General features: G+C 34.8%; 20 protein-coding genes and 2 pseudogenes. 17 read left to right on the forward strand and 5 right to left on the reverse strand.

Annotated elements, in window-relative coordinates; genetic code table 11:
- The first annotated feature begins 4 nt into the window (after window positions 1-4).
- A complete protein-coding gene (locus LpgJCM5343_RS02410; protein ID WP_101890440.1) occupies window positions 5-1,576 on the forward strand; it encodes an ATP-binding cassette domain-containing protein in 1,572 nt (523 codons plus the stop codon).
- Between the two features lie 47 nt (window positions 1,577-1,623).
- Here the strand turns inward: LpgJCM5343_RS02410 and LpgJCM5343_RS02415 are convergent.
- Window positions 1,624-1,959 (reverse strand): annotated as a pseudogene (locus tag LpgJCM5343_RS02415) (hypothetical protein); the annotation flags it as partial.
- A 220-nt stretch (window positions 1,960-2,179) separates the two neighbouring features.
- On the opposite strand from LpgJCM5343_RS02415, the pseudogene LpgJCM5343_RS02425 reads away from it, so the two are divergent.
- Window positions 2,180-3,489 (forward strand): annotated as a pseudogene (locus tag LpgJCM5343_RS02425) (oleate hydratase); the annotation flags it as partial.
- A 142-nt stretch (window positions 3,490-3,631) separates the two neighbouring features.
- A complete protein-coding gene (locus LpgJCM5343_RS02430; protein WP_324249699.1) occupies window positions 3,632-4,165 on the forward strand; it encodes a GNAT family N-acetyltransferase in 534 nt (177 codons plus the stop codon).
- A 139-nt stretch (window positions 4,166-4,304) separates the two neighbouring features.
- Here LpgJCM5343_RS02430 and LpgJCM5343_RS02435 read toward each other — a convergent pair whose 3' ends face one another.
- Together LpgJCM5343_RS02435 and LpgJCM5343_RS02440 are read right to left on the reverse strand one after the other, a co-directional pair.
- Window positions 4,305-5,093: a Cof-type HAD-IIB family hydrolase gene (locus tag LpgJCM5343_RS02435; RefSeq protein WP_049161977.1), complete on the reverse strand. Its 789-nt coding sequence runs from the start codon at window positions 5,091-5,093 to the stop codon at window positions 4,305-4,307.
- A 25-nt stretch (window positions 5,094-5,118) separates the two neighbouring features.
- Window positions 5,119-5,925 (reverse strand): Cof-type HAD-IIB family hydrolase, encoded by an 807-nt coding sequence (locus tag LpgJCM5343_RS02440; RefSeq protein ID WP_101890441.1) that lies wholly within the window; start codon window positions 5,923-5,925, stop codon window positions 5,119-5,121.
- A 105-nt stretch (window positions 5,926-6,030) separates the two neighbouring features.
- Between LpgJCM5343_RS02440 and LpgJCM5343_RS02445 the strand changes: the two genes are divergently transcribed.
- Both LpgJCM5343_RS02445 and LpgJCM5343_RS02450 read left to right on the forward strand, forming a co-directional pair.
- Complete coding sequence (locus tag LpgJCM5343_RS02445; RefSeq protein WP_101890442.1) at window positions 6,031-6,867, forward strand: helix-turn-helix domain-containing protein; 837 nt, start codon at window positions 6,031-6,033, stop codon at window positions 6,865-6,867.
- Between the two features lie 68 nt (window positions 6,868-6,935).
- On the forward strand, window positions 6,936-7,235 hold the full coding sequence (locus LpgJCM5343_RS02450) for a hypothetical protein (RefSeq protein WP_250881816.1): 300 nt from the start codon (window positions 6,936-6,938) through the stop codon (window positions 7,233-7,235).
- Here LpgJCM5343_RS02450 and LpgJCM5343_RS02455 read toward each other — a convergent pair.
- Entirely contained in the window at window positions 7,228-8,559 is a 1,332-nt protein-coding gene (locus tag LpgJCM5343_RS02455) for a solute carrier family 23 protein (protein WP_101890443.1), read from the reverse strand. The two genes, LpgJCM5343_RS02450 and LpgJCM5343_RS02455, sit on opposite strands and share 8 nt — an antisense overlap.
- Window positions 8,560-8,976: 417 nt before the next feature.
- Between LpgJCM5343_RS02455 and LpgJCM5343_RS02460 the strand changes: the two genes are divergently transcribed.
- The 12 genes from LpgJCM5343_RS02460 to lacG all read left to right on the forward strand — a co-directional run bounded on the left by LpgJCM5343_RS02460 (window position 8,977) and on the right by lacG (window position 18,988).
- Window positions 8,977-9,741: a DeoR/GlpR family DNA-binding transcription regulator gene (locus tag LpgJCM5343_RS02460; RefSeq protein ID WP_113576191.1), complete on the forward strand. Its 765-nt coding sequence runs from the start codon at window positions 8,977-8,979 to the stop codon at window positions 9,739-9,741.
- A 15-nt stretch (window positions 9,742-9,756) separates the two neighbouring features.
- Entirely contained in the window at window positions 9,757-10,185 is a 429-nt protein-coding gene (lacA, locus tag LpgJCM5343_RS02465; RefSeq protein ID WP_003647662.1) for a galactose-6-phosphate isomerase subunit LacA, read from the forward strand.
- 13 nt (window positions 10,186-10,198) lie between these two features.
- On the forward strand, window positions 10,199-10,774 hold the full coding sequence (gene lacB, locus LpgJCM5343_RS02470; protein ID WP_101890444.1) for a galactose-6-phosphate isomerase subunit LacB: 576 nt from the start codon (window positions 10,199-10,201) through the stop codon (window positions 10,772-10,774).
- A gap of 18 nt (window positions 10,775-10,792) precedes the next feature.
- On the forward strand, window positions 10,793-11,473 hold the full coding sequence (locus LpgJCM5343_RS02475) for a DUF4867 family protein (RefSeq protein WP_003647660.1): 681 nt from the start codon (window positions 10,793-10,795) through the stop codon (window positions 11,471-11,473).
- A gap of 240 nt (window positions 11,474-11,713) precedes the next feature.
- Entirely contained in the window at window positions 11,714-12,205 is a 492-nt protein-coding gene (locus tag LpgJCM5343_RS02480; protein ID WP_101890445.1) for a PTS sugar transporter subunit IIA, read from the forward strand.
- Window positions 12,206-12,241: 36 nt separating this feature from the next.
- Window positions 12,242-12,556 carry a PTS sugar transporter subunit IIB gene (locus LpgJCM5343_RS02485; RefSeq protein WP_003647658.1) on the forward strand — a complete coding sequence of 105 codons (315 nt, stop codon included), beginning with the start codon at window positions 12,242-12,244 and terminating at the stop codon, window positions 12,554-12,556.
- A gap of 24 nt (window positions 12,557-12,580) precedes the next feature.
- Window positions 12,581-13,999, forward strand: a complete 1,419-nt coding sequence (locus LpgJCM5343_RS02490) for a PTS transporter subunit IIC (RefSeq protein WP_003649284.1) — start codon at window positions 12,581-12,583, stop codon at window positions 13,997-13,999.
- A gap of 28 nt (window positions 14,000-14,027) precedes the next feature.
- Window positions 14,028-14,285 carry a hypothetical protein gene (locus tag LpgJCM5343_RS02495; protein ID WP_003647656.1) on the forward strand — a complete coding sequence of 86 codons (258 nt, stop codon included), beginning with the start codon at window positions 14,028-14,030 and terminating at the stop codon, window positions 14,283-14,285.
- Between the two features lie 304 nt (window positions 14,286-14,589).
- The gene (locus LpgJCM5343_RS02500; protein WP_101890446.1) at window positions 14,590-15,429 is read left to right on the forward strand and encodes a PRD domain-containing protein; all 840 of its coding nucleotides are present in this window, start codon (window positions 14,590-14,592) and stop codon (window positions 15,427-15,429) included.
- Window positions 15,430-15,440: 11 nt separating this feature from the next.
- Window positions 15,441-15,797 (forward strand): PTS lactose/cellobiose transporter subunit IIA, encoded by a 357-nt coding sequence (locus LpgJCM5343_RS02505; RefSeq protein ID WP_101890447.1) that lies wholly within the window; start codon window positions 15,441-15,443, stop codon window positions 15,795-15,797.
- 50 nt (window positions 15,798-15,847) lie between these two features.
- Window positions 15,848-17,545 carry a lactose/cellobiose PTS transporter subunit IIB gene (locus LpgJCM5343_RS02510; RefSeq protein ID WP_101890448.1) on the forward strand — a complete coding sequence of 566 codons (1,698 nt, stop codon included), beginning with the start codon at window positions 15,848-15,850 and terminating at the stop codon, window positions 17,543-17,545.
- A gap of 15 nt (window positions 17,546-17,560) precedes the next feature.
- A complete protein-coding gene (gene lacG, locus LpgJCM5343_RS02515) occupies window positions 17,561-18,988 on the forward strand; it encodes a 6-phospho-beta-galactosidase (protein WP_101890449.1) in 1,428 nt (475 codons plus the stop codon).
- Window positions 18,989-19,125: 137 nt separating this feature from the next.
- Here lacG and LpgJCM5343_RS02520 read toward each other — a convergent pair whose 3' ends face one another.
- Window positions 19,126-20,010 (reverse strand): LysR family transcriptional regulator, encoded by an 885-nt coding sequence (locus LpgJCM5343_RS02520; RefSeq protein WP_101890450.1) that lies wholly within the window; start codon window positions 20,008-20,010, stop codon window positions 19,126-19,128.
- Window positions 20,011-20,050 lie beyond the last annotated feature (40 nt).

Consider the following 20,050-nt stretch of genomic DNA (forward strand, 5'->3'; position numbering starts at 1 on the left):
ATAAGTGTCTTTTAAAGATCTGTATGCTGTTAATAGAATAAGAATGATATCGCTATTAATTCTAGAATTCCTAACTTCTGGTTTAATAATTGGGGTCAGCTATATTAATACATATCAAATAACAGCCATTAAGAACCGAAAATGGCAACAATTTATTTTCTTGATTACTCTATCTTTGATTTTGTTCATTATAAGCTATGCTGGCCTTAATGTTTGTCAGTATTGGATTGAAAAACAAATTCAGCAATACAATCATCAAATAAGATTTAAAATAGTAAATCATTATTTTTATGATAATAAAACGCATAGTACTGCCCAAGTTCAGAATCGATTAACTAACGACCTGAACTTAATAAAAGATTCAAAGCTTGCAGTATATACGGATATTCCATACTATTTAGCGCAAATTATCTTTGCATCAATTGGCTTGCTGCTGTTTCATTGGAGCCTATTAATTGTCGTTTTGATATTAGGAACGCTTAGTTTTTACTTGCCTAAACTTCTTCGTCCCGCCATGCAAGCAGCTGCTCTAAAGTTATCTCAAGCAAATAAGCAATATTTAGATACAGCTGAAAAATGGTTAGATGGTCTATCAGAGCTCAAAAAGTTTTCAGTGGGTTCACAGTTGTCTAAAATTATGGATCATGCATCTGATACATTAGAAAGTGCAAATATAGCAAGAACAGGTACTATGCAAGGCTTAGCTGTATTGAATAAGGCTACTTCCGCCTTGTTACAATTTGCTTTATTAGCCGTTACGGCTATATTAGTTACAAACCATATCGTTATATTTGGTGTAATAGTAACTGTTGAAAGCTTTAGCTCTTATATCAATGTATCAGTTAAGATGCTTGCAACTGAATTAGGACAGATTCACTCAGTAGACCGTTTAAGCAGTGAAGTTAATGCGGACACAGCTGTAGTTGAGCATACGGGCGACTTACAATCTCCAGCTAGTTTAATTACAAAAAATGTGTCAGTAAAATTTCCTAACGGTAAAATAATAAAATTTCCTGATTTAAATATAAAAACTGGTGAGAAAATTCTGTTGACTGGTGACTCAGGATCCGGAAAAACTACTTTATTTAAAGTACTTCTTGGTAAGATTAAACTTCATACCGGTATGATCAATTTTAAAAATAAATATGGTGATGATATTAACGTCGATAAGGCTAAGATAGGATATATCCCACAAGATCCGGTTTTATTTCCTGATAGTATCGAAAATAATATTACGATGTTTAATTCAAAATTGAAAAATAAAGTGCTAGATTATGTTAAAGACGTTTCTTTTGAATCTGATATTAGAAAAATGCCGCTAGGTCTAAAGACAGAATTAAATTTGCAAAAATTAAATATTTCTGGAGGTCAGCGACAAAAAATTGTGTTAGCTCGGGCTTGCGTTCACGATGACGATTTTATTTTGATTGATGAGGGTACTAGCGCTATAGATAAAAAAGCAACGCTTGATATCTTAAAGAAGTTATTAGATGGCCCATACACTGTGATCTTTATAGCTCATAATTTTAATGAAGAAATGAACAGTCTCTTTGATAGAGAAATACACTTAACTTAGATGCGTTTTTTGTATTATTAATTATTTGCTTTTTCTATTTTTCCAACTGCAATTGGAAGAGTAACATGTGGACCATATTTTACTACATTTATATTGAAAGGAACCATTGTTGTGCCTGACACTAGCTCAGTTTCTGGTAAATCAACAAATCCATCTCCATTTAAGTCATTGTCCATTGTTGCTACATGAGCATCTTTACCATCAGGGAAACCATGGAAGTGTTGCCAGTATTCGATGTTTGCTGGAGTGTCGAACATTTCAATCATAATATGTAAGGTATCTTGTTACTCATCTTCAGTAAAAGTAGCAGTTCCGTGAGGAGAGCAAGCTATTTTTTCGGCATTAAGTGGTCCAATTTTAGCAATATATTTCTTTGTTTCAATTTCCTTTCTAAAAACTTAAACTTTCAACTGTATTATAGAAAACAAAATTGAGAGGAAGAAAATATTATGCTTATAAATTAGTAATAGATAATGATAACGGAGAATTTAGCTATTGATGACGATATGATTCTCAATATATGATAAGAGCTCATCAATTGGCTTTTGATAATTATGACCAACCCACCAGACCAACAGCATGTAAATGCCACCTGACTGGTAGCTAATTGCACCAGAAAAGGATTTGCAAGATAAGAAAATTAATGAAGTCTTTGACGATGAATTTTTAAGTCAAACTTCTGGTTATATTGGCAAACAATGTTTGCATTTATGCTTTGGGCAAGTGCAATGGAAATGCGTCGTTACTTAATGCGGTTTGTACAGCACGTAGCAACTTTGAAAAATCTATCGTCACTTCGTTTTACTAAGTACAACCAATACGAAGACTTAATTATGCCTTTGATTAGTTACTTAAAGAAGCATGACGTAAAATTCCATTACGATACAATTGTAGATAACATTATTGTTAACAGAATTGAAGATGAAAAGGTAGCTACGGAAATTAAGATGACTGAGAAGGGTGAGCAAAAAGTTATCAAATTAACGCCTAACGACTTAGTCTTCGTAACTAATGGCTCAATTACTGAAAGCACAACTTATGGGGACAACACGCACCCAGCTGAACAAAAACATGAGCTTGGACCAAGTTGGCAATTGTGGAAGAACTTAGCAGCGCAAGATGAAGACTTCGGTCATCCAGAAAAGTTCTGCGAAAATATTCCAGCTGCTAACTGGGTAATTTCAGCTACAGTTACTTTCACTAATGATGATATTGTGCCTTACATTGAAAAGGTTAATAAAAAGGATCCACATTCTGGTTCCATTGTAACTAGTGGTCCAACTACGATTAAGGATTCTAACTGGTTACTTGGATATTCAATTAGTCGTCAACCACAATTCCATAAGCAAAAGCCAAATGAACTGATTGTTTGGTTATATGGCTTGTATTCAAACACTAAGGGTAACTATGTCAAAAAGACTATGCCTGAATGTGATGGTATTGAACTTTGCGAAGAATGGCTTTATCACATGGGTGTTCCTGAATCTGAGATTAAGAAGATGGCAATTGATGCAACTACGATTCCAAATCATATGCCATATATTACGTCTTACTTCATGCCACGTGCATTAGGCGATCGTCCAAAGGTAGTGCCAAAGAATTCCAAGAATTTAGCCTTCATTGGTAATTTTGCTGAAACTGAGAGAAACACTGTCTTTACTACTGAATATTCAGGACGTACTGCTATGGAAGCTGTCTACACTTTGCTTAATGTAGACCGCGGTGTTCCTGAAGTATTTGCTTCGGCATTTGACGTGAGAATGTTAATGAATGCAATGTACTATTTAAACGATAGAAAGAAGTTAACTGAACTAAATTTGCCTTTACCTGAAAAATTGATGGTTAAAGAAGGTTTGAAGAAAGTTAAGGGAACTTACGTTGAAGAATTACTTAAGAAGTATAAGTTGATATAGATAAAAATTTAATTATTTGACTAATAGGGATGAGTGGAATAGCTTGTCCCTATTTTGTATAGTATTAGAAATTTGCTTTTTATTGAAAAGTATTTTTTAATTAGAGAAGTAAATTATATTATTAGAAAAGAGAAGGATTTTTATTTTAGACGAACAACCCGCCCGATGGGGCTCTAAGAATTATCGTAAAGTTAAAGATTTATATTATAGTGCTTTTCCAGAATGGGAAAGATTTTCATGGATGTCAATGGTATTAATGAGCTTGCGCAAGAAGCTACAACTTAATGCCGTCTATGATGGAGAAGTATTTTGCGGGATGGTTTGTTACTACATTAGTGACAATACTGTTTATCTGGCTTACTTAGCTGTTGAATCCGAATTACGTGGTAATGGATATGGAAGCAAAATTTTACATATGCTTGAAGAAAAATATCCAGATCAGCAAATTGTGTTAGATATTGAACCGCTTGATCCTGATGCCGAGAATTATCATCAACGTGTTAGCCGTCTGCGTTTTTATCAAAAGAATGGATGGCGTAGAACTCACCAGATGTTAGTTGACGCAGATGGTGAATTTGAAGCTTTAGTTGATCAAAATCATTTTGATAAAAAGGATTTTGCTAAGACCTTGAAACAAATGAGTTTAGGCTTTTATCGCTTTAGAATTGAAAAATAATATTAGCAGTCACTTAACTATTGAGTGACTGTTTTTTATGAAAGTATATTTAAAATATAAAGTTGAAGAATTTGGCGATATGTATTAGAAAAAGTAAAAAGGCTTGAAACAGAGAGGGGGATTGTTTCAAGCCTTTTTACTAGAGAATATTATTTTTAATGTAGGTGAGAACACCTTGTTCATTGTTTGATGTTGTTGTATGATTCGCGACCTTTAAAAGTATTGGAGCTGCATTTGACATAGCTACGCCATCGCCAACTTCTTTAACCATTTCTAAGTCATTTCCACCGTCACCGAAAGCAGTCATTTCAGTAAGAGAAATACCAAGTACTTTACCTAATTCTGCTAAGCCATGTGCCTTATGAATTCCTGGTAAGATAAGATCGATATCGCCGTGCCCACTACTTGTTACATTACAGTAATTGCCAAGGTTCTTTTTTAGAAAACGAATATAATAATCTGTCTTTTCATCAGGACAGGAAATAGAAAATTTCAGAACTTTGTCGCCAATTTCACTAAAGTCGTGTATTTTCTTTAAACGATAGTAATACTTAGTAGAGATTTCGTAATAAGCGTCCGTAAATTGAACTGGAAAATAGGCACACTCTACTCCTGATACTAAAAATTGTAATTCAGCTTGCTTTAAAAGAAAATCTTCAATCTTTTTAACGTTTTCTTCAGAGAAAGCATGTAGGGCTAGAATCTTTTCTTTGGTTCTAACTAAGGCACCATTTTCTGCAACGTAAACTACAGCAGGAAATTTCTTAAAGAAAGTAGTAATTTGATAATATTGATTACCACTAGCAACTGTGAATATAATGTTTCTTTTTTCTAATTCCTGGTAGATTTTAGCAAATTTTTCTTCATCATAGCTTTTATCGTCTCTTAAGAAAGTACCATCCATATCAACGGCAATTAATTTTGTCATTTTGCAGTCTCCTTTTAATAATTTATTAAAAAATAAATTTATCTAAAGCCTTTGCGATGCCGTCATCATCGTTTGATGCAGTGATAAAGTTTGCGTGATCTTTAGCTTCTTGACTTCCATTACCCATAGCCACAGCAGTTCCTACGATATCAAACATAGAAATGTCATTTCTTTCATCCCCAAAAGCAATCATTTCGTTAGTGCTAATGCCAATCTTTTCACCTAATTCTTTCAAACCGTTTCCTTTGTTTACATTTGGATGTAGACATTCTAAGAAATGGTCATCTGCACGAACAATATATAAATCTTGATCAAACTTTGTTCTTAATATTGGTTCAAATTGATCAAGAAGAGCTTTATCGCCAACAAAGCAGCCTTTAGAAATCTGAAAGTCGTTAGGCATTTCATCAGGAGTTCTAATGAACATGGGAGCAGTATTCTCCCATGCTTGCAATAATTCAAAGTAATCTACGTTACGGTCGGCGGTAATAATTCTTGAATCTGGATCAACAATATTGAAAGGAACTTTTTGCTCTTTAGCAAATTTAGTCAGCTCGCGGTAAAGCTTATTGCTGACAAGATCTTGCGTCATTATTTTTCCGTCTGCGGTTTTCGTAATTGCACCATTTAAAGTTACGGCATATTGATCACTGCCTTCAATTCCAAGTTCTTTCATGAAATGCGCAAGCCCCGCGATTGGTCGACCAGAGCAAAGTACGACCTTGATTCCCTGATCTAAAGCTTTTTTAATTGCTGCTTTAGTAGAGGGAAGAATTTTATTTTTAGAGTTTAAAAGTGTACCGTCTGTATCTAGGGCGATTAATTTAATCATTTTTATTTCCTCCTCGTATTTTTTACACTATTAAGATACCATTTATAAATAGAAACTAAGTGTAATTTCTGTAACTAAGAAGTAATTATTTTGAAAGGGATTACAATGGCTGAGCATGAGGAAGTTCAAAATAATCAAAGACTGCCATTTTATTTTTATCATGATAATCAGGTAAATGAGCCAGAGCATTGGCATCAGGGAATTGAGCTAAACTATTTAATTAAAGGGAAAGATTTGCGTTTTGCACTTGAGGGTAAAACTTACCATTTCGATAGCGGCGATATCTGGCTAGTTAACCGCCGGCAAATTCATAGTGCTTCAGGTGAAAATGAAGACTGGGAGTATGAAGGTTTTATTATTGATGATGACTTTTTATTGAGCCAGTATCCAACGAGTATCAATTGGAATCTTGATTTATTAGGTAAAAATAGTACTAATAATCAAACTGCTTATAAGGAGTTAAAAAAAGAAGTTGTTGAACTTGGTGAATTGTGTCAAAAAAGCTTGACTGACGCTCGACGTTTTATGATTTTGAGTCATTTAATGAGAATTATTGTCTTACTTGATCAGAATTTTAATAAGAGAGAGCCAGTTACTAGAAGTCCTAATCTTCCCTTGGGGGATGAAATAATTAAATATATTAATGATCATTTTCAAGAAGATATTCAGGTTAGTGATATTACAAATAAATTTAATATTTCGCATGTAACTCTGAATCGGCAACTTAAGCAGAGCAATAATATGAGCATGGGTAAATACTTAAAGCTGGTTCGTTTGATGCACGCTAGAGAATTGTTGTTGAGCACAAATAAGTCAATTGAATTGGTGGCGTTTGAGAGTGGATTTTCGAATGCACGGGTGTTGAATAGAAATTTTAAAGAATGGAAACATAAGACGCCAACGGAATATCGAAATGAGTTTAGTAAATACTTTATTAGATGAATTATCAATATTTTTTAGCAATAAAAATACAATAAGATACACAGAGATACACAAAAATATTTAGTAATTTGTCGAAACAAGATAAAAAATTTGTTTTGGCAATGGCACAAAGCTCAAACGAACGGGTAACTATTAAAGAGATACGAGAAAAATTAAATCAACCAAGTAACTTTATTGCTAATTATCGAAGACGTTTATTAGACGATGAAATTATTAAAGCTACAAATTATGGAGAGGTTGCATTTACTTTGCCATTTTTTAAGGAGTATATATTGCAACAATATAGATTTGAACAAGAATGGACTACTAAAAAAGCTAGAATCCGTATTACACGGGTTCTAGCTCTTTTCATATATTCAACTAATTAAAGTATTTTTGCTCTTTTTCTTTCTTTTCAGCTTCTAATGCTTTTTCACTGGCTGCCTTCTTAGGTAAGATCCAGTTCATTAACATACCGAAGATTGTACATAAAGCGACTGAAGTTAATTGGAAATTACCAAGTTGGAGGTAGGCACCACCAATACCGATAACTAAAATAACTGAGGCAATTAACATATTACGTTTTTCACCAAAATCAATCTTGTCGTCAACTAAGATCTTAAGACCGTTAGATGCAATAGTTCCGAATAATAGGAAAGAAATACCACCAATAACTGGCATTGGAATTGATTCGATAACCGCAGCGACTTTACCAACAAAGCTAAAGATAATTGCAAATACAGCAGCTCCAGCTAATACCCAGACTGAGTGAACCTTAGTCATTGCCAAAACACCAATATTTTCACCATAAGAAGTGGTAGGTGGACCACCGATGAAACCAGCAATAATTGTTGAAAGACCATCACCCATCATAGTTCTGTGAAGACCAGGATTCTTAAAGAAGTTTCTCTTGGTTAAAGAGTTAAGAACCATAATATGTCCCATGTGTTCAGTCATAGTAACAAAGGCAATTGGAGCCATAGTTAAAATAGCTGCAGGATACCATTTAAAGTGGTAGCTGATTCCAGGTACATCTAAAGCTGGCATGGAGAACCAAGCGGCTTTTGCTACACCAGAGAAGTCAACAATTCCTAAGACGCAAGATAAGGCATAACCACAGACAATTCCAAGCATAATGGAAACTAGACTAGTAAAGCCTTTAAAGCACATTTGGAAAATTAGTGTCATAACTAATGTGAAGATTGCAACTCCAAAGTAGGTTAAGTTGTATTTAGTGCCTTTCATCATGGCGTCGTTAGCGGCAGTAGTTGCTAGAGATAAACCAATTACGATAATAATTGGACCAACTACAATAGGTGGCAAAACTTTATTAACCCAATCAGAACCAACTTTTGCAATGACTAAAGCTACAATTACATATACAAGACCAGCAGCAATCGCACCTTGAGCAATTGCTGGATAGCCATCTTGTCTCATTAAGGCTTGCATAGTAGCAACAAAGGCAAAACTTGAACCTAAGTATGCTGGAATCTTGAAGTGGGTAAGAAGCATGTGGACTAATGTACCTACACCAGATGAAAGCAAGGCAATACTTGGATTGATTCCGACTAAAATTGGAACTAAAACGGTTGAACCGAACATGGCAAACAAGTGCTGCATTGAAAGCAAAATTCCTTGTCCAAGTTCAGGCTTTTCATAAACGTCTAAGATCGCATCATCATTATGAAATGTGTCTTTAGGCATCTTTTTCATTTTTTCCTCCTTGAAAACGACATTTGGATGACCTAAAGAAAAAACGACTATCTAAAGAATTACCTTTAAGATAGTCGTTTCTGTTTAAAACTATGCAAAAAATAGTTTACGCGCAGACTTCCTTGATAGCCTCACAGGACTAAATTAAAGGTCATCACTTATATTTCTTTTTTATTTAACTAAGTTATAGGAAAAAAGTCAAGTGTGAAATTTGAGCTGTTCTAACTTGTGAGTTTGAAAGTTCACAAAAAATTTAAATATTTTATTTGTAAGCGATATCGTTGCTATAATACGGCTTAGAAGGGCTATTTGGCAATTTTTAATGAAAATGAACACAAATTAACTTTGACAAACATAAATGAACATTTATAATAAAGATGTAATGAGTTGGTTAGCCAAATAGAATTAAGGTGAACAATGCTAAAAAGAGAACGATTAAGAAATATTTTAGAAATTGTGACTGATAGAAGGTTTGTGACCGTTGATGAATTGGCTAAGGCGTTGCAAGTTTCAGATATGACAATTAGACGAGACCTCAATGAATTGAATACGACTGGTAAAGTGATGCGAATTCATGGGGGAGCGCAAGTGATTTCTCAGCAAGATTCAGTTGAAAAGAATTATATGCAAAAAAGAGAAATCAACATTTCTGAAAAAAAAGCAGCTGCTGAAGTTGCAAGTAAGATTGTTCAAGATGGCGAAACTATTTATGTTGGACCAGGAACAACCTTAGAGTTTATGGTTGCTAAATTGAATCAAAAAAAATTACGAGTTGTTACTAATTCTTTACCTGTTTTTGAAGCAGCTAAAAAGAATCCAAACAATTATGAACTAATTTTGATTGGTGGCTCATATCGCAGAGTTAGCGGAGCATTTATAGGTGCATTGGCAAATAATCAGTTAAGAGGAATATCTTTTGATCGTGGCTTTGTTGGCGTAAACGGAATCAAGGACACCTCAATGATGACTGCTAACTTAGAAGAAGGACAGACGCAAGGCTTGGGATTAAATCGCTCACGTAAAAAGTATGTTGTGGCTGATTATCACAATATTAACCGCAATGACTTTTATGAGTTTTATCACTTATACGATGTTGATGGTTTGATTACAAGTCCTGGGCTTGATCCGGATATCGTAAAGCATTACAGCCAAATCACGACTTTATATCAGGGTAGTGAATAGCGAAAGGAGAACAACATGAAAGTTGTTATTGGTAGTGACAAAAAAGGTTTTGAATTAAAAGAAAAAGTTAAAAAGTATCTAGAAGATGGCGGCTATGAAGTATTAGATGTAACGCCAGAACCAGCAGAAGACTTTGTAGAATCTAGCTTAAAAGTTACGCATGAAGTCTTAGACCATGGTATTAAGAAGGCTATTATGTTTGATGAATATGGCGTTGGTTCAGCAATGGCATCAAACAAGGTTAAGGGCATGGTAACTGCTGATGTTAACGAAGAAAGAACTGGACACATGACTGCTATGCACAACGGGGCTAAAGCCTTGGCAATTGGTAGTGGCATTGTTGGTGAAAAGCTTGCCGAATCAATCATTGATTACTACTTGCATACTGAATATGCAGGCGGACGTCACCAAGTTCGTTTAGACATGCTTGAAAAAATGATTTAGAGGAGGCTTGAAAATGTTTGATAATGATAGACCACAACCAGAATTTGTAGATCCAAAGATTGATAAACATACTGTTGTTGCATTAGGTAATGACCACATTGTTACGCCAATTAAGATGGCATTATCTGACCATTTGAAAGAAGAAGGATACCAAGTCTTAGACTTTGGTACTTATGACAACACTAGAACTCACTATCCAATGTATGGTAAGCGTGTTGCTGAAGCTGTTGCTGACGGCAGAGCTGATGTTGGTATTGTAATGTGTGGTACTGGTATTGGTATTTCAACTGCGGCTGATAAGAATGAAGGTATTCGTGCCGCAATGGTTGGCGATGTTGCTCAAGCTAAGTATGCTAAGCGTGAATTAAATGCTAACGTCTTAGGTATGGGCGGTATTGTTTTAGGAAGAGACTTTATTTTCTACATTGCTGATGCATTTTTGAATGAAAAGTATCAACCAACTGAAGAAAACAAGAAGTTAATCGAAAAGATCGATAGTATTGCTAAATCAAATCCTGACCAAAAGGACAATGAACACTTCTTTGACGAAGAAAACAAGAAGTGGGCTGAAGGTGTATATCACGATTAGTTAGAATGGGGTAATAACATGAGTAAATTAGAAGAATTTAGAAAAGCAAATCCCCAATATAAGATTTTAACTTTGGATGATCCATCTTTTAAAGAATACGGTGTACTCTACACTAATGACTTTAATTTAGATGATGTTTATAAGGTAATGGAGAAGGTTCCAATTCCCGAAACCGGCATGAAGTATATTGCTAACATTCCTGAACTAGCTGACACTTATACTATGCTTGCTGTAAAGCGTGATATTTTTGGTGAAATTCCAATTGATGCTGGTGTTACATTAGGGCATTCCGATACCTTTACAGCATTTGAATATCACCAATGTTCAGAAGTGAACATTATGCTTGATGATGTGTTAATGGTGCTTGGTAAGCGTGAAACTTTGGAAGAGAAGCATTTTGTTGATCCAAATACTGAAGCTAGAATGTTCTACATGCCAAAAGGTACTATTGTAGAACTCTATAATGATACTCTTCACTATGCTCCAATTCAGATAACTAAGAAGGGCTACAAGGTAATTGTGGCTGTAATTCATGGTACTAACGCTGTTTTACCTGAAGGCGTTAAGAGTCTGAATCCACGCGTAGTTAAATGCGGAAAGTTCCAAGTCGTTCACCCTTCTCGTAAAGATAAGATTGAACAAGGTTATCAAGTCGGTTTAAGTGGGGATGTAATTAAAACAACTCCACTTGATGAATAAATAATAAGCGCAATAAACTACAATATTTATAAATTTCCCTCAACTTTTATTAATAGAAACTTATGGAGCATATGATTATATGTTCCATTTTTTTATGCAAAAATAAGTTCAAAATTATTTTTGAAAGCGCTTGTAATTTAACGAACAGTATTATATGATAATGGTGTAGTAAATGAACAATATCTAACATATAAAAACAAAAGTAAAAGTTCGTTTACAGATACTGGAAAGGTGGTTCATATGACAGTGGCAACTAGTTTATTTGCTCCTGACGCAGTTTTTACCAGCGACAAGACAAGTAAGGCAGAAGTCCTAAAAGAGGTCTATGGTAAATTATTAAAGGCTGGCTATGTAAAAGGAAATTTCCTTTCACATATTATTGAAAGAGAAGAGCATTATCCAACTGGAATTGACACTTCGCCAATTTCGAAAGAGTTGCCAAATGTCGCAATTCCTCATACAGAAGGCGAATTTGTAAATGCTCGTCTGATTGTTCCAATCGCTTTGAAACATCCAATTAAGTTTCAAAATATGATTGCTCCGGATGAAAGTTTAGAAGTTAAATTCTTATTTATGATTTTAAACAATGATCCGGAAGGACAGGCAAATGTCCTAGCACAGATTATGGGGTTCTTATCCACAACGCCAGTTGAAGATTTAATTAGGCTGTTTAATCTCACTTCAACTAAAGAAATATTTGATTTTATGAGTGAGAATTTTAAGCAAGAATAGCAAGAATAGGAAGATATTTTTTGGGAGGTATTTATTATGGCAAAGGAAGTTAAGTTATTAGCTGCATGTGGTGCAGGGGTTAACTCTTCTCACCAAATTAAGGATGCTGTTGAAGAAGAAATGAAGAAACGTGGACACAATGTTCATGTTGATGCTGTGATGATTAAGGATGTAAACGAAGATATGCTTAATCACTATGATGCATACTTGACTATTGCTAAAACTGATTTAGCATTTCAACCTAAAATTCCTTTAATTGAAGCAGGTCCAATTCTTTACAGAATTCCAGCAATGGCTCAACCTGTTTATGACAAGGTTGAAGAAGTAGTTAAAAAGGTAGAAAACGAATAGCAGTTATTCCTGGGGGAATAGAAAATGAACGCGATAATTGATTTTGCGAATGCTATCTTTAAGCCTTTAATTGATATGGGAGCACCAACAATCATGTTGGTTGTTCTTACTATTATTGCTCTATGTTTCAGAGTTAAATTTAGTAAGGCTCTTGAAGGTGGTATGAAATTAGCCATTGCCTTAACGGCGATCGGCGATGTTATGAACTTATTGACTACCAGTTTTGCACCAGCGATGAATCAATTCGTTAAGAATACTGGTATGCATAAAGATATCATGGATATGGGATGGGCACCACTTGCTACTATTACTTGGGGTTCACCATATACTTTGTACTTCTTGTTAGTTTTAATCATCTTGAATGTTTTAATGTTAATCTTCAAGAGAACTAACACATTAGATGTCGATATCTTTGATGTTTGGCACTCAGCTTTCGTTGGTTTGTTTGCAGTATTCTGCGGCGCACCACTTTGGTTAGCAACTTTATTAATTTTACTTATTGGTTACTTAAAGATCGTCAACTCAGACTTAATGAAGCCAACCTTTGACGACTTGCTAGATGCTCCATCAAGCAACCCAATGACTACTACTCACATGAACTACATGATGAACCCAGTAATCATGGTCTTCAATAAGTTTTTTGATAAATGTTTACCATGGCTTGATAAATACGACTTTGACTCAGCTAAATTAAATGAAAAAATTGGTTTCTGGGGCAGTCGTTTCGCAATTGGTGTTTACTTAGGTATCTTTGTTTCATTACTTGCTGGCTACAACTTTACAACTGAACAAGGTTGGAAGACAATGTTTACTCTTTCCTTCACAGCCGGTGCATGTATTGAGTTGTTCTCAGTTATTGGTTCTTGGTTCATTGCTTCTGTTGAACCATTATCACAAGGTATTTCAAACTTCGCTACTTCAAAATTTAAGGGACGTACATTCAATGTTGGTCTTGACTGGCCATTCATCGCTGGACGTGCTGAAATTTGGGCAGCTGCCAATGTTTTAGCTCCAATTATGATGGTTGAAGCTATGGTTATTCCAGGCAACAGATTAATGCCTTTAGGTGGTATTATTGCCATGGGTGTTACTCCAGCCTTGTTAGTTGTAACTCGTGGTAAGATTATTAGAATGATTATCATTGGTACCATTGAATTACCAATCTTCCTTTGGGCAGGTACTTTAGTTGCTCCATTCGTAACTCAAGTAGCTCACCAAGTTGGTGCTAACATTCCTGCTCACACTTTAGTATCAGATACTACTATGGAAGGTCCTATTGAAAAATTCTTAGGTTACTTAGTAGGTAACGCTTGGAAGCATCAAGGAATGTTCATTGTTTATGCAATCTTAGCCATTGCTGCTTACATTTTAATCTTCTGGTGGTACTCAACAGAAATGAAGAAGCGTAATGCTAAATATGCAGCAGCTGCTAAAGAAGCATAGTTAATAATATTATTTAGAAACGGTAGAGATGATTTTTATGAAGACAAAGAAAGTTAGCCGCGAAGAAGAAGCACGACGTAAGCGAGTATTATATTGGACAATATTTGTAATTGCGATTAATATTCCACAACTTTTCTTTAAAAATATTTTTATTGAAGGCTTTGCAATGATTGGTACTATTTATGCCCTTTATCGCTTGGTGGTATTCGATAATAAAAAGAATCGTCTCAGCCGTAAATATTATGACTGGAAGGGCAGACCTTTAGACGCCAAGAATAAGAATTAAGACAGTTTAGAATAAGTTATTAAAAAAAGTTAAGATTTATATTTTTAGAAAAACCGCACGCAAAAAGAGATTGGAATTGAAACCAATCTCTTTTTATTTAGGGACAATAAATAATAAAATAAAGTAATTCTAATAAAAGCGTTTACATTAGACGGATTACATGCTAATATACATGTGTAAGCAAAAATAAATGTGGATTGTTACTAATACGATTAGGCAAAACCGCGAATTTTTAATACAGATGACTAACTGTAATCTCGTATTAAAATTCGTGGTTTTTTTATTTTTCCTGGAGGGGTGAGAGATGGAATACCGAATAGTTCAAATATTAAACAATAATGTTGCTATTGTTCATACCAGGAATAATAAACAAAACATTGTTATGGGAAGGGGTGTTGCTTTTCATAAGCAAAAAGGAGATTTAATCCAAGAAGAGAATGTCGACAAGATATTTGAGATAAGAGATAAAAATACCGTTAATGATCTAACAACTTTGTTATCAAACGTACCGCTAGATTTTGTAACTACAAGTTATGACTTAATTGATCAAGTGCAGGCAAAATATCATTTTGCTGCTGAACCTTACATCTACGTAACTTTAACAACACACTTGTTTGGTGCATATCAACGCTTAATCAATGGCGATGATGATGTTAATTATTTACCAGATTTAAGTGATAACTATCCAGTTGCTTATCAAATCGCGGATGATGTAATTAAAGGTTTTCGGAATAGTTTAGATATTTCTTTTCCAGAATCAGAACATAAGAGTATCGCTCTTCATTTTATCAATGCTCATACTAGTGGAAGCGTTGAAGAAGAAAAGAGTCAGACAGGAAATGATGAAATTATCGAAGTTGTTCAAAAAGAACTGGAAAGGAATGGAATATATCGAACGCAAAAAAATGCCAACGATTATGACAGATTGTTAGTTCATTTGAAGTATTTTATTAATCGGCTTAATAATCATGAGCCAGCTAATTTACCTATTTCCGAGGGAATGATTGGAGAAATAGAAGCTAGTTATTCGAAGGCTTGGAGAATAGTTCAGAGAATAAAAGAATTAATGCAAGAAAAATTAGAAATAAAGTTATCGTTAAGCGAACAAACATATTTAACAATTCATATTCAGAGATTGATCTAAGGAGAATAAAAATGGACGCAGAAAATCAAATTACTAAAAAAGATATTTCAATGACTGGTTTTTCAATTGTTGCATATTCAGGGGATGCAAGAACTTACTTAATGCAGGCAATGGATAAAGCTAGTGAAGGAAAGATTACTGAAGCAAAAGAACTTGTTAAGAAGGCGGAGGAATCAATCAACTTAGCTCACAATGAACAGACTAAGCTCTTGAGTAAAGAAGCTGGAGGAGATGATATGGATGTAACCTTCATTATGGTCCATGGACAAGATACATTGATGACCACAATGCTTTTAAAGGATCAGATGAGGACAATTATTAACCTTTATGAACGAGTAAATAAGCTCGAAGGAAATAGTATTGAATAAGTAGTTTAAAAATAAATGATTTTTAAACTTAGGATGAGGAGGAAGAAAAGATGAATGGTTTTACCAAAGCAATGGATAAAATGAAGCCAAAATTCGAAAAAATAGCGGCTAATCCATATGTTTCAGCAGTTCGTGACGGCTTTATTGCTGCCATGCCAATTATTTTGTTTTCAAGTTTGTTTACGCTGATTGCATATGTACCAAACGCATGGGGATTTTATTGGCCAAAGGCAGTAGAAAACGCATTGGTTTTGCCTTATAGCTATTCAATGGGCTTGCTTGCTTTATATGTAACTGCAACTTGTGCGAAGAATTTAACTGATTATAAGAACTTAAAGCTTCCTAAGACAAACCAGATTAATCCAATGAACGTTATCTTGGCTGCTGAAATTTCATTCATTATTATTGCTATTAAAGTTGGTAAAAATGGATTAGATTTAACTTACTTAGGTACGCAAGGATTAATCGCTTCATATATTGTTGGTTTGATCGTACCTAATATTTACTATGCATGTGTTAAGAACAATGTAACTATTAAAATGCCTGATGTTGTACCACAAAACATTGCTCAAACTTTTAAAGACATTTTCCCAATGACTTTCTCAGTTGCATTGTTCTGGATAGTTCAAATTATTTTAAACCAACTCTTTGGTGCAAATTTATCAGAATGTGTAGTAAAGGTTCTTTCACCATTATTCCACGCAAGTGATACTTATGGTGGTTTAGCATTAGTTGCTGGTGCGATGGCATTCTTCTGGTTCGTTGGTGTACAAGGTCCTTCAATTGTTGCACCAGCCGTAGCTGCAATTGAGACTACTAACGTTGGCTTAAACCAACAATTAGTTCATGCAGGAATGCAAGCAAGCCATGCTTTAACTATTAACTGTCAAGACTACGTTATAAACATGGGTGGTACTGGATCAACTTTCGTAGTTCCATTCATCTTCTTACTTTTAGCTAAATCAGCTCAAAACAAGGCTGCTGGTAAAGCCGCCGTTATTCCTGGATGTTTCTCAGTTAACGAACCTATTTTGTTTGGTGCTCCAATTATCATGAACCCAGTATTCTTCATTCCATTTTTGGTAACACCAATGTTCAATGTCTGTGCTTATAAATTCTTTGTTCAAGTTCTTCACATGAACGCTTTATACAACACTTTACCTTGGACTGTTCCAGCTCCAATTGGTATTATCGTATCTTCTGGTTTTGCTGGTTTATCATTTGTTTATGTAATTTTAACTTTAGTTGTTGATACTTTAATTTGGCTTCCATTCTTTAAATTCTATGACAATGACTTATACAAACAAGAACAAGCTAAGCTTGCTGCAGAACAAGCTTCTGGCGTAGCTACTGCTACTGATGATTCAACTGCTAGTCTTGCAGCTACTGACAAAGAAGCTAAAGAAGGTATTACCAAAGATACTAACGTAATGGTTATCTGTGCCGGTGGTGGTACTTCAGGTATCTTAGCTAAGGCCTTAAACAAGATGGCTAAAGAACGTAATTTGCCACTTCACGCAGCAGCTCGTGCTTATGGTCAACACATGGATATTATTCATGATATGGACTTAATTATTTTGGCTCCACAGATGGATAGTATGAAGGATAACTTGAAAGAAATTGCTGATCATGACGGTTCTAAATTAGTCACTACTACTGGACGTCAGTACATTGAATTAACTCAAAAACCTGATTTAGCATTTAAGTTTGTTGTTGATAGCCTTGAAGGCAAGAATGAAGATAAATAATTGAGGTAAAAATTAATGAAAGAATTTAAATTTCCAAAAGGATTTTACTTTGGCGGTGCAACTGCTGCTTACCAATGTGAAGGTGCAACAAAAGAAGATGGTAAAGGTGAAGTAATCTGGGATAAGTACTTGCGTGAACAAGGAACAATTAATCCAGATCCAGCTTGTGATTTTTACCACCGTTATCCAGAAGACTTAGAATTATGTAAAAAGTTTCACATTAACGCAATTAGAGTTTCAATTGACTGGGCAAGAATTTTCCCTGAAGGTGAAGGAAGAATTGAGCCAAGAGGTGTTGAATACTACCACAAGTTATTTAAGAAATGTCATGAAGAAGGCGTAGAACCTTTCGTAACGCTTCATCACTTTGATACACCACAAGCCTTACAAGACAAGGGCGGCTGGCTATCACAAGAAATGTTAGATGCTTTTGTTGAATATGCTAAGTTCTGCTTTAAGGAGTATGCTGGCGAAGTTAGATACTGGATTACCATTAACGAACCTACATCAATGGCTGGTCAACAATATGTTGGTGGAACATTCCCTCCTGCATACAAGGATCAACTTGATAAGTGTTTTAAAGCTGAATATAACCAGAATCTAGTTCATGCCCGAATTGTTAATGCTTATAAAGAAGCAGGCTATACTGGCCAAATTGGTATTGTTCATGCTCTTCAAACTGTTTATCCAGCAACAGACAGCGAAGGTGACAAGCATGCTGCTGAATTAAAAGACGTTTTAGAAAATAAGTTTTATCTTGATGGAACGTTAGCTGGTAAGTATTCTAAGCATACGCTTGCTTTAGTAAAAGAGATTATTGATGCTAATGGTCAACAAATGATTGACATCAAGCCAGAAGATGAAAAAGTACTTCTTAAAGCTGCAAAACAATTAGACTTTGTGGGAGTTAACTATTACTTCTCGAAGTTTATGAAAGAATATCATGGAGACACCGAAATCATTCATAACGGTACTGGTGAAAAGGGAACTGATGTCAACCGTATGAAAGGCGTTGGTGAAGAAATTCACCCTAAGGACTTACCAGCAACTGACTGGGATTGGATCATTTATCCACAAGGGATGTATGATCAATTGAAGCGTGTTTACGATGATTATCCTTTAGTTCATTCAATCTATATCACTGAAAACGGAATGGGTTATAAGGATAAGTTTGAAGGAGAAGATAAGATTATTGATGATACTCCAAGAATTGATTATCTAAAGCAGCATATGGAACAGGTAGCTAAGGCAATTGAAGCTGGCATTCCAGTTCATGGTTACTTTGTCTGGTCATTGCAAGACATGTTCTCTTGGACAAACGGTTATTCTAAGCGTTATGGCTTATTCTATGTCGATTTTAAGACGCAGAAGCGTTATGCTAAAAAGAGTGCATATTGGTATAAGAAATTAGCTGAAACTCGAGAAATTCCTTCTATTGATTAAAAATAAGCATTTGAAAAAACTAAGTACTGAATAAAAGTACTTAGTTTTTTTGATGGAAAAGTTTAAAAGTATATATTAAGTTCAAGTAAACGTGCAGGTAAAAACCAGCCAAGCATTCAGTGCTTAGTTGGTTTTGTTTAATTTAGATGGAACTTCCGAAGAATGTCAATTCCTTGTTTTTGATATTTATTGGGAATAAAACTTTTTCTCATTGCAATTTGCATGTACGCCCAGAGTTTTTGTCCTGAACGAAGACGAATTATGTGGAGATCCTTTTCCTCTTTAACGGAATTCTCCATTGCTAGAGCAATACCAACGTTTCTTTTAACTAAATCGATCATTAGCTTCATTGTTCGAGCCGTGTATAAAATGTTTGGAGTAAAATCGCCGAGCTTTGCCTCTTCTTCCAAACATTCTCTGGTTAAGTAACCTTTTTGTCTGGCCACAAACTTGCGGTTTCTTAATTCCTGGGCATCAATGACTTTTTTATTTTTCCAAGGATCATCTTTACCGGTAATGATAACTAACTCTGTTCTATCTAAATTACGGATAAAATAGGCAGGATCGTTGATTGGCACCATCCAAGAATAGATAGCAACGTCTACATCGCCATTATTTAAATCTTTAAATGCAGTCGCACTTCTTTCTAAGCGAGCATCTAACAGGTTAACAATATCTTCTTTATAAAATTTTTCTATAATTTCAGGAATATAAATACTACCAGCAATCCCAGAAAAAGCTACTCTAATTTTTTTAATATTGGCGTGTTTAACGTCGTAATCGATACTTGCCATTTCTTTTAAAAGATATTTGGCTTTCTGATAAAGTAATTCACCTGCGGGTGAGAGTGTAATTTTACTTTTGCGATTCTTTTGAAAAATCAAGGGATCATCAAATCTATTTTGAAGTCGCTTGATCGCCATCGAAATTGTCGGTTGTGTAACGTTGAATGAATTAGCAGTCGCGGTATAGTTCTGCGTTTCAACTAATTTGCAAAAATATAATAGATCCTTATCGTTCATATTATTATCTCTTTTATAAATATTTTTTATAAACTAATCT

It is taken from the genome of Lactobacillus paragasseri, assembly GCF_003584685.1.
Taxonomy (GTDB): Bacteria; Bacillota; Bacilli; order Lactobacillales; family Lactobacillaceae; genus Lactobacillus; species Lactobacillus paragasseri.

Coding starts and splice junctions, on each gene's coding strand:
- LpgJCM5343_RS02435 (WP_049161977.1), bottom strand. CDS start 5,093: ATGACAAAATTAATTGCCGTTGATATGGATGGTACTTTCTTAAGAGAC.
- lacB (WP_101890444.1), top strand. CDS start 10,199: ATGTTTGATAATGATAGACCACAACCAGAATTTGTAGATCCAAAGATT.
- LpgJCM5343_RS02520 (WP_101890450.1), bottom strand. CDS start 20,010: ATGAACGATAAGGATCTATTATATTTTTGCAAATTAGTTGAAACGCAG.
- LpgJCM5343_RS02445 (WP_101890442.1), top strand. CDS start 6,031: ATGGCTGAGCATGAGGAAGTTCAAAATAATCAAAGACTGCCATTTTAT.
- LpgJCM5343_RS02460 (WP_113576191.1), top strand. CDS start 8,977: ATGCTAAAAAGAGAACGATTAAGAAATATTTTAGAAATTGTGACTGAT.
- LpgJCM5343_RS02510 (WP_101890448.1), top strand. CDS start 15,848: ATGAATGGTTTTACCAAAGCAATGGATAAAATGAAGCCAAAATTCGAA.
- LpgJCM5343_RS02505 (WP_101890447.1), top strand. CDS start 15,441: ATGGACGCAGAAAATCAAATTACTAAAAAAGATATTTCAATGACTGGT.
- LpgJCM5343_RS02490 (WP_003649284.1), top strand. CDS start 12,581: ATGAACGCGATAATTGATTTTGCGAATGCTATCTTTAAGCCTTTAATT.
- LpgJCM5343_RS02485 (WP_003647658.1), top strand. CDS start 12,242: ATGGCAAAGGAAGTTAAGTTATTAGCTGCATGTGGTGCAGGGGTTAAC.
- LpgJCM5343_RS02500 (WP_101890446.1), top strand. CDS start 14,590: ATGGAATACCGAATAGTTCAAATATTAAACAATAATGTTGCTATTGTT.
- lacG (WP_101890449.1), top strand. CDS start 17,561: ATGAAAGAATTTAAATTTCCAAAAGGATTTTACTTTGGCGGTGCAACT.
- LpgJCM5343_RS02475 (WP_003647660.1), top strand. CDS start 10,793: ATGAGTAAATTAGAAGAATTTAGAAAAGCAAATCCCCAATATAAGATT.
- LpgJCM5343_RS02455 (WP_101890443.1), bottom strand. CDS start 8,559: ATGAAAAAGATGCCTAAAGACACATTTCATAATGATGATGCGATCTTA.
- LpgJCM5343_RS02495 (WP_003647656.1), top strand. CDS start 14,028: ATGATTTTTATGAAGACAAAGAAAGTTAGCCGCGAAGAAGAAGCACGA.
- LpgJCM5343_RS02480 (WP_101890445.1), top strand. CDS start 11,714: ATGACAGTGGCAACTAGTTTATTTGCTCCTGACGCAGTTTTTACCAGC.
- lacA (WP_003647662.1), top strand. CDS start 9,757: ATGAAAGTTGTTATTGGTAGTGACAAAAAAGGTTTTGAATTAAAAGAA.
- LpgJCM5343_RS02440 (WP_101890441.1), bottom strand. CDS start 5,925: ATGATTAAATTAATCGCCCTAGATACAGACGGTACACTTTTAAACTCT.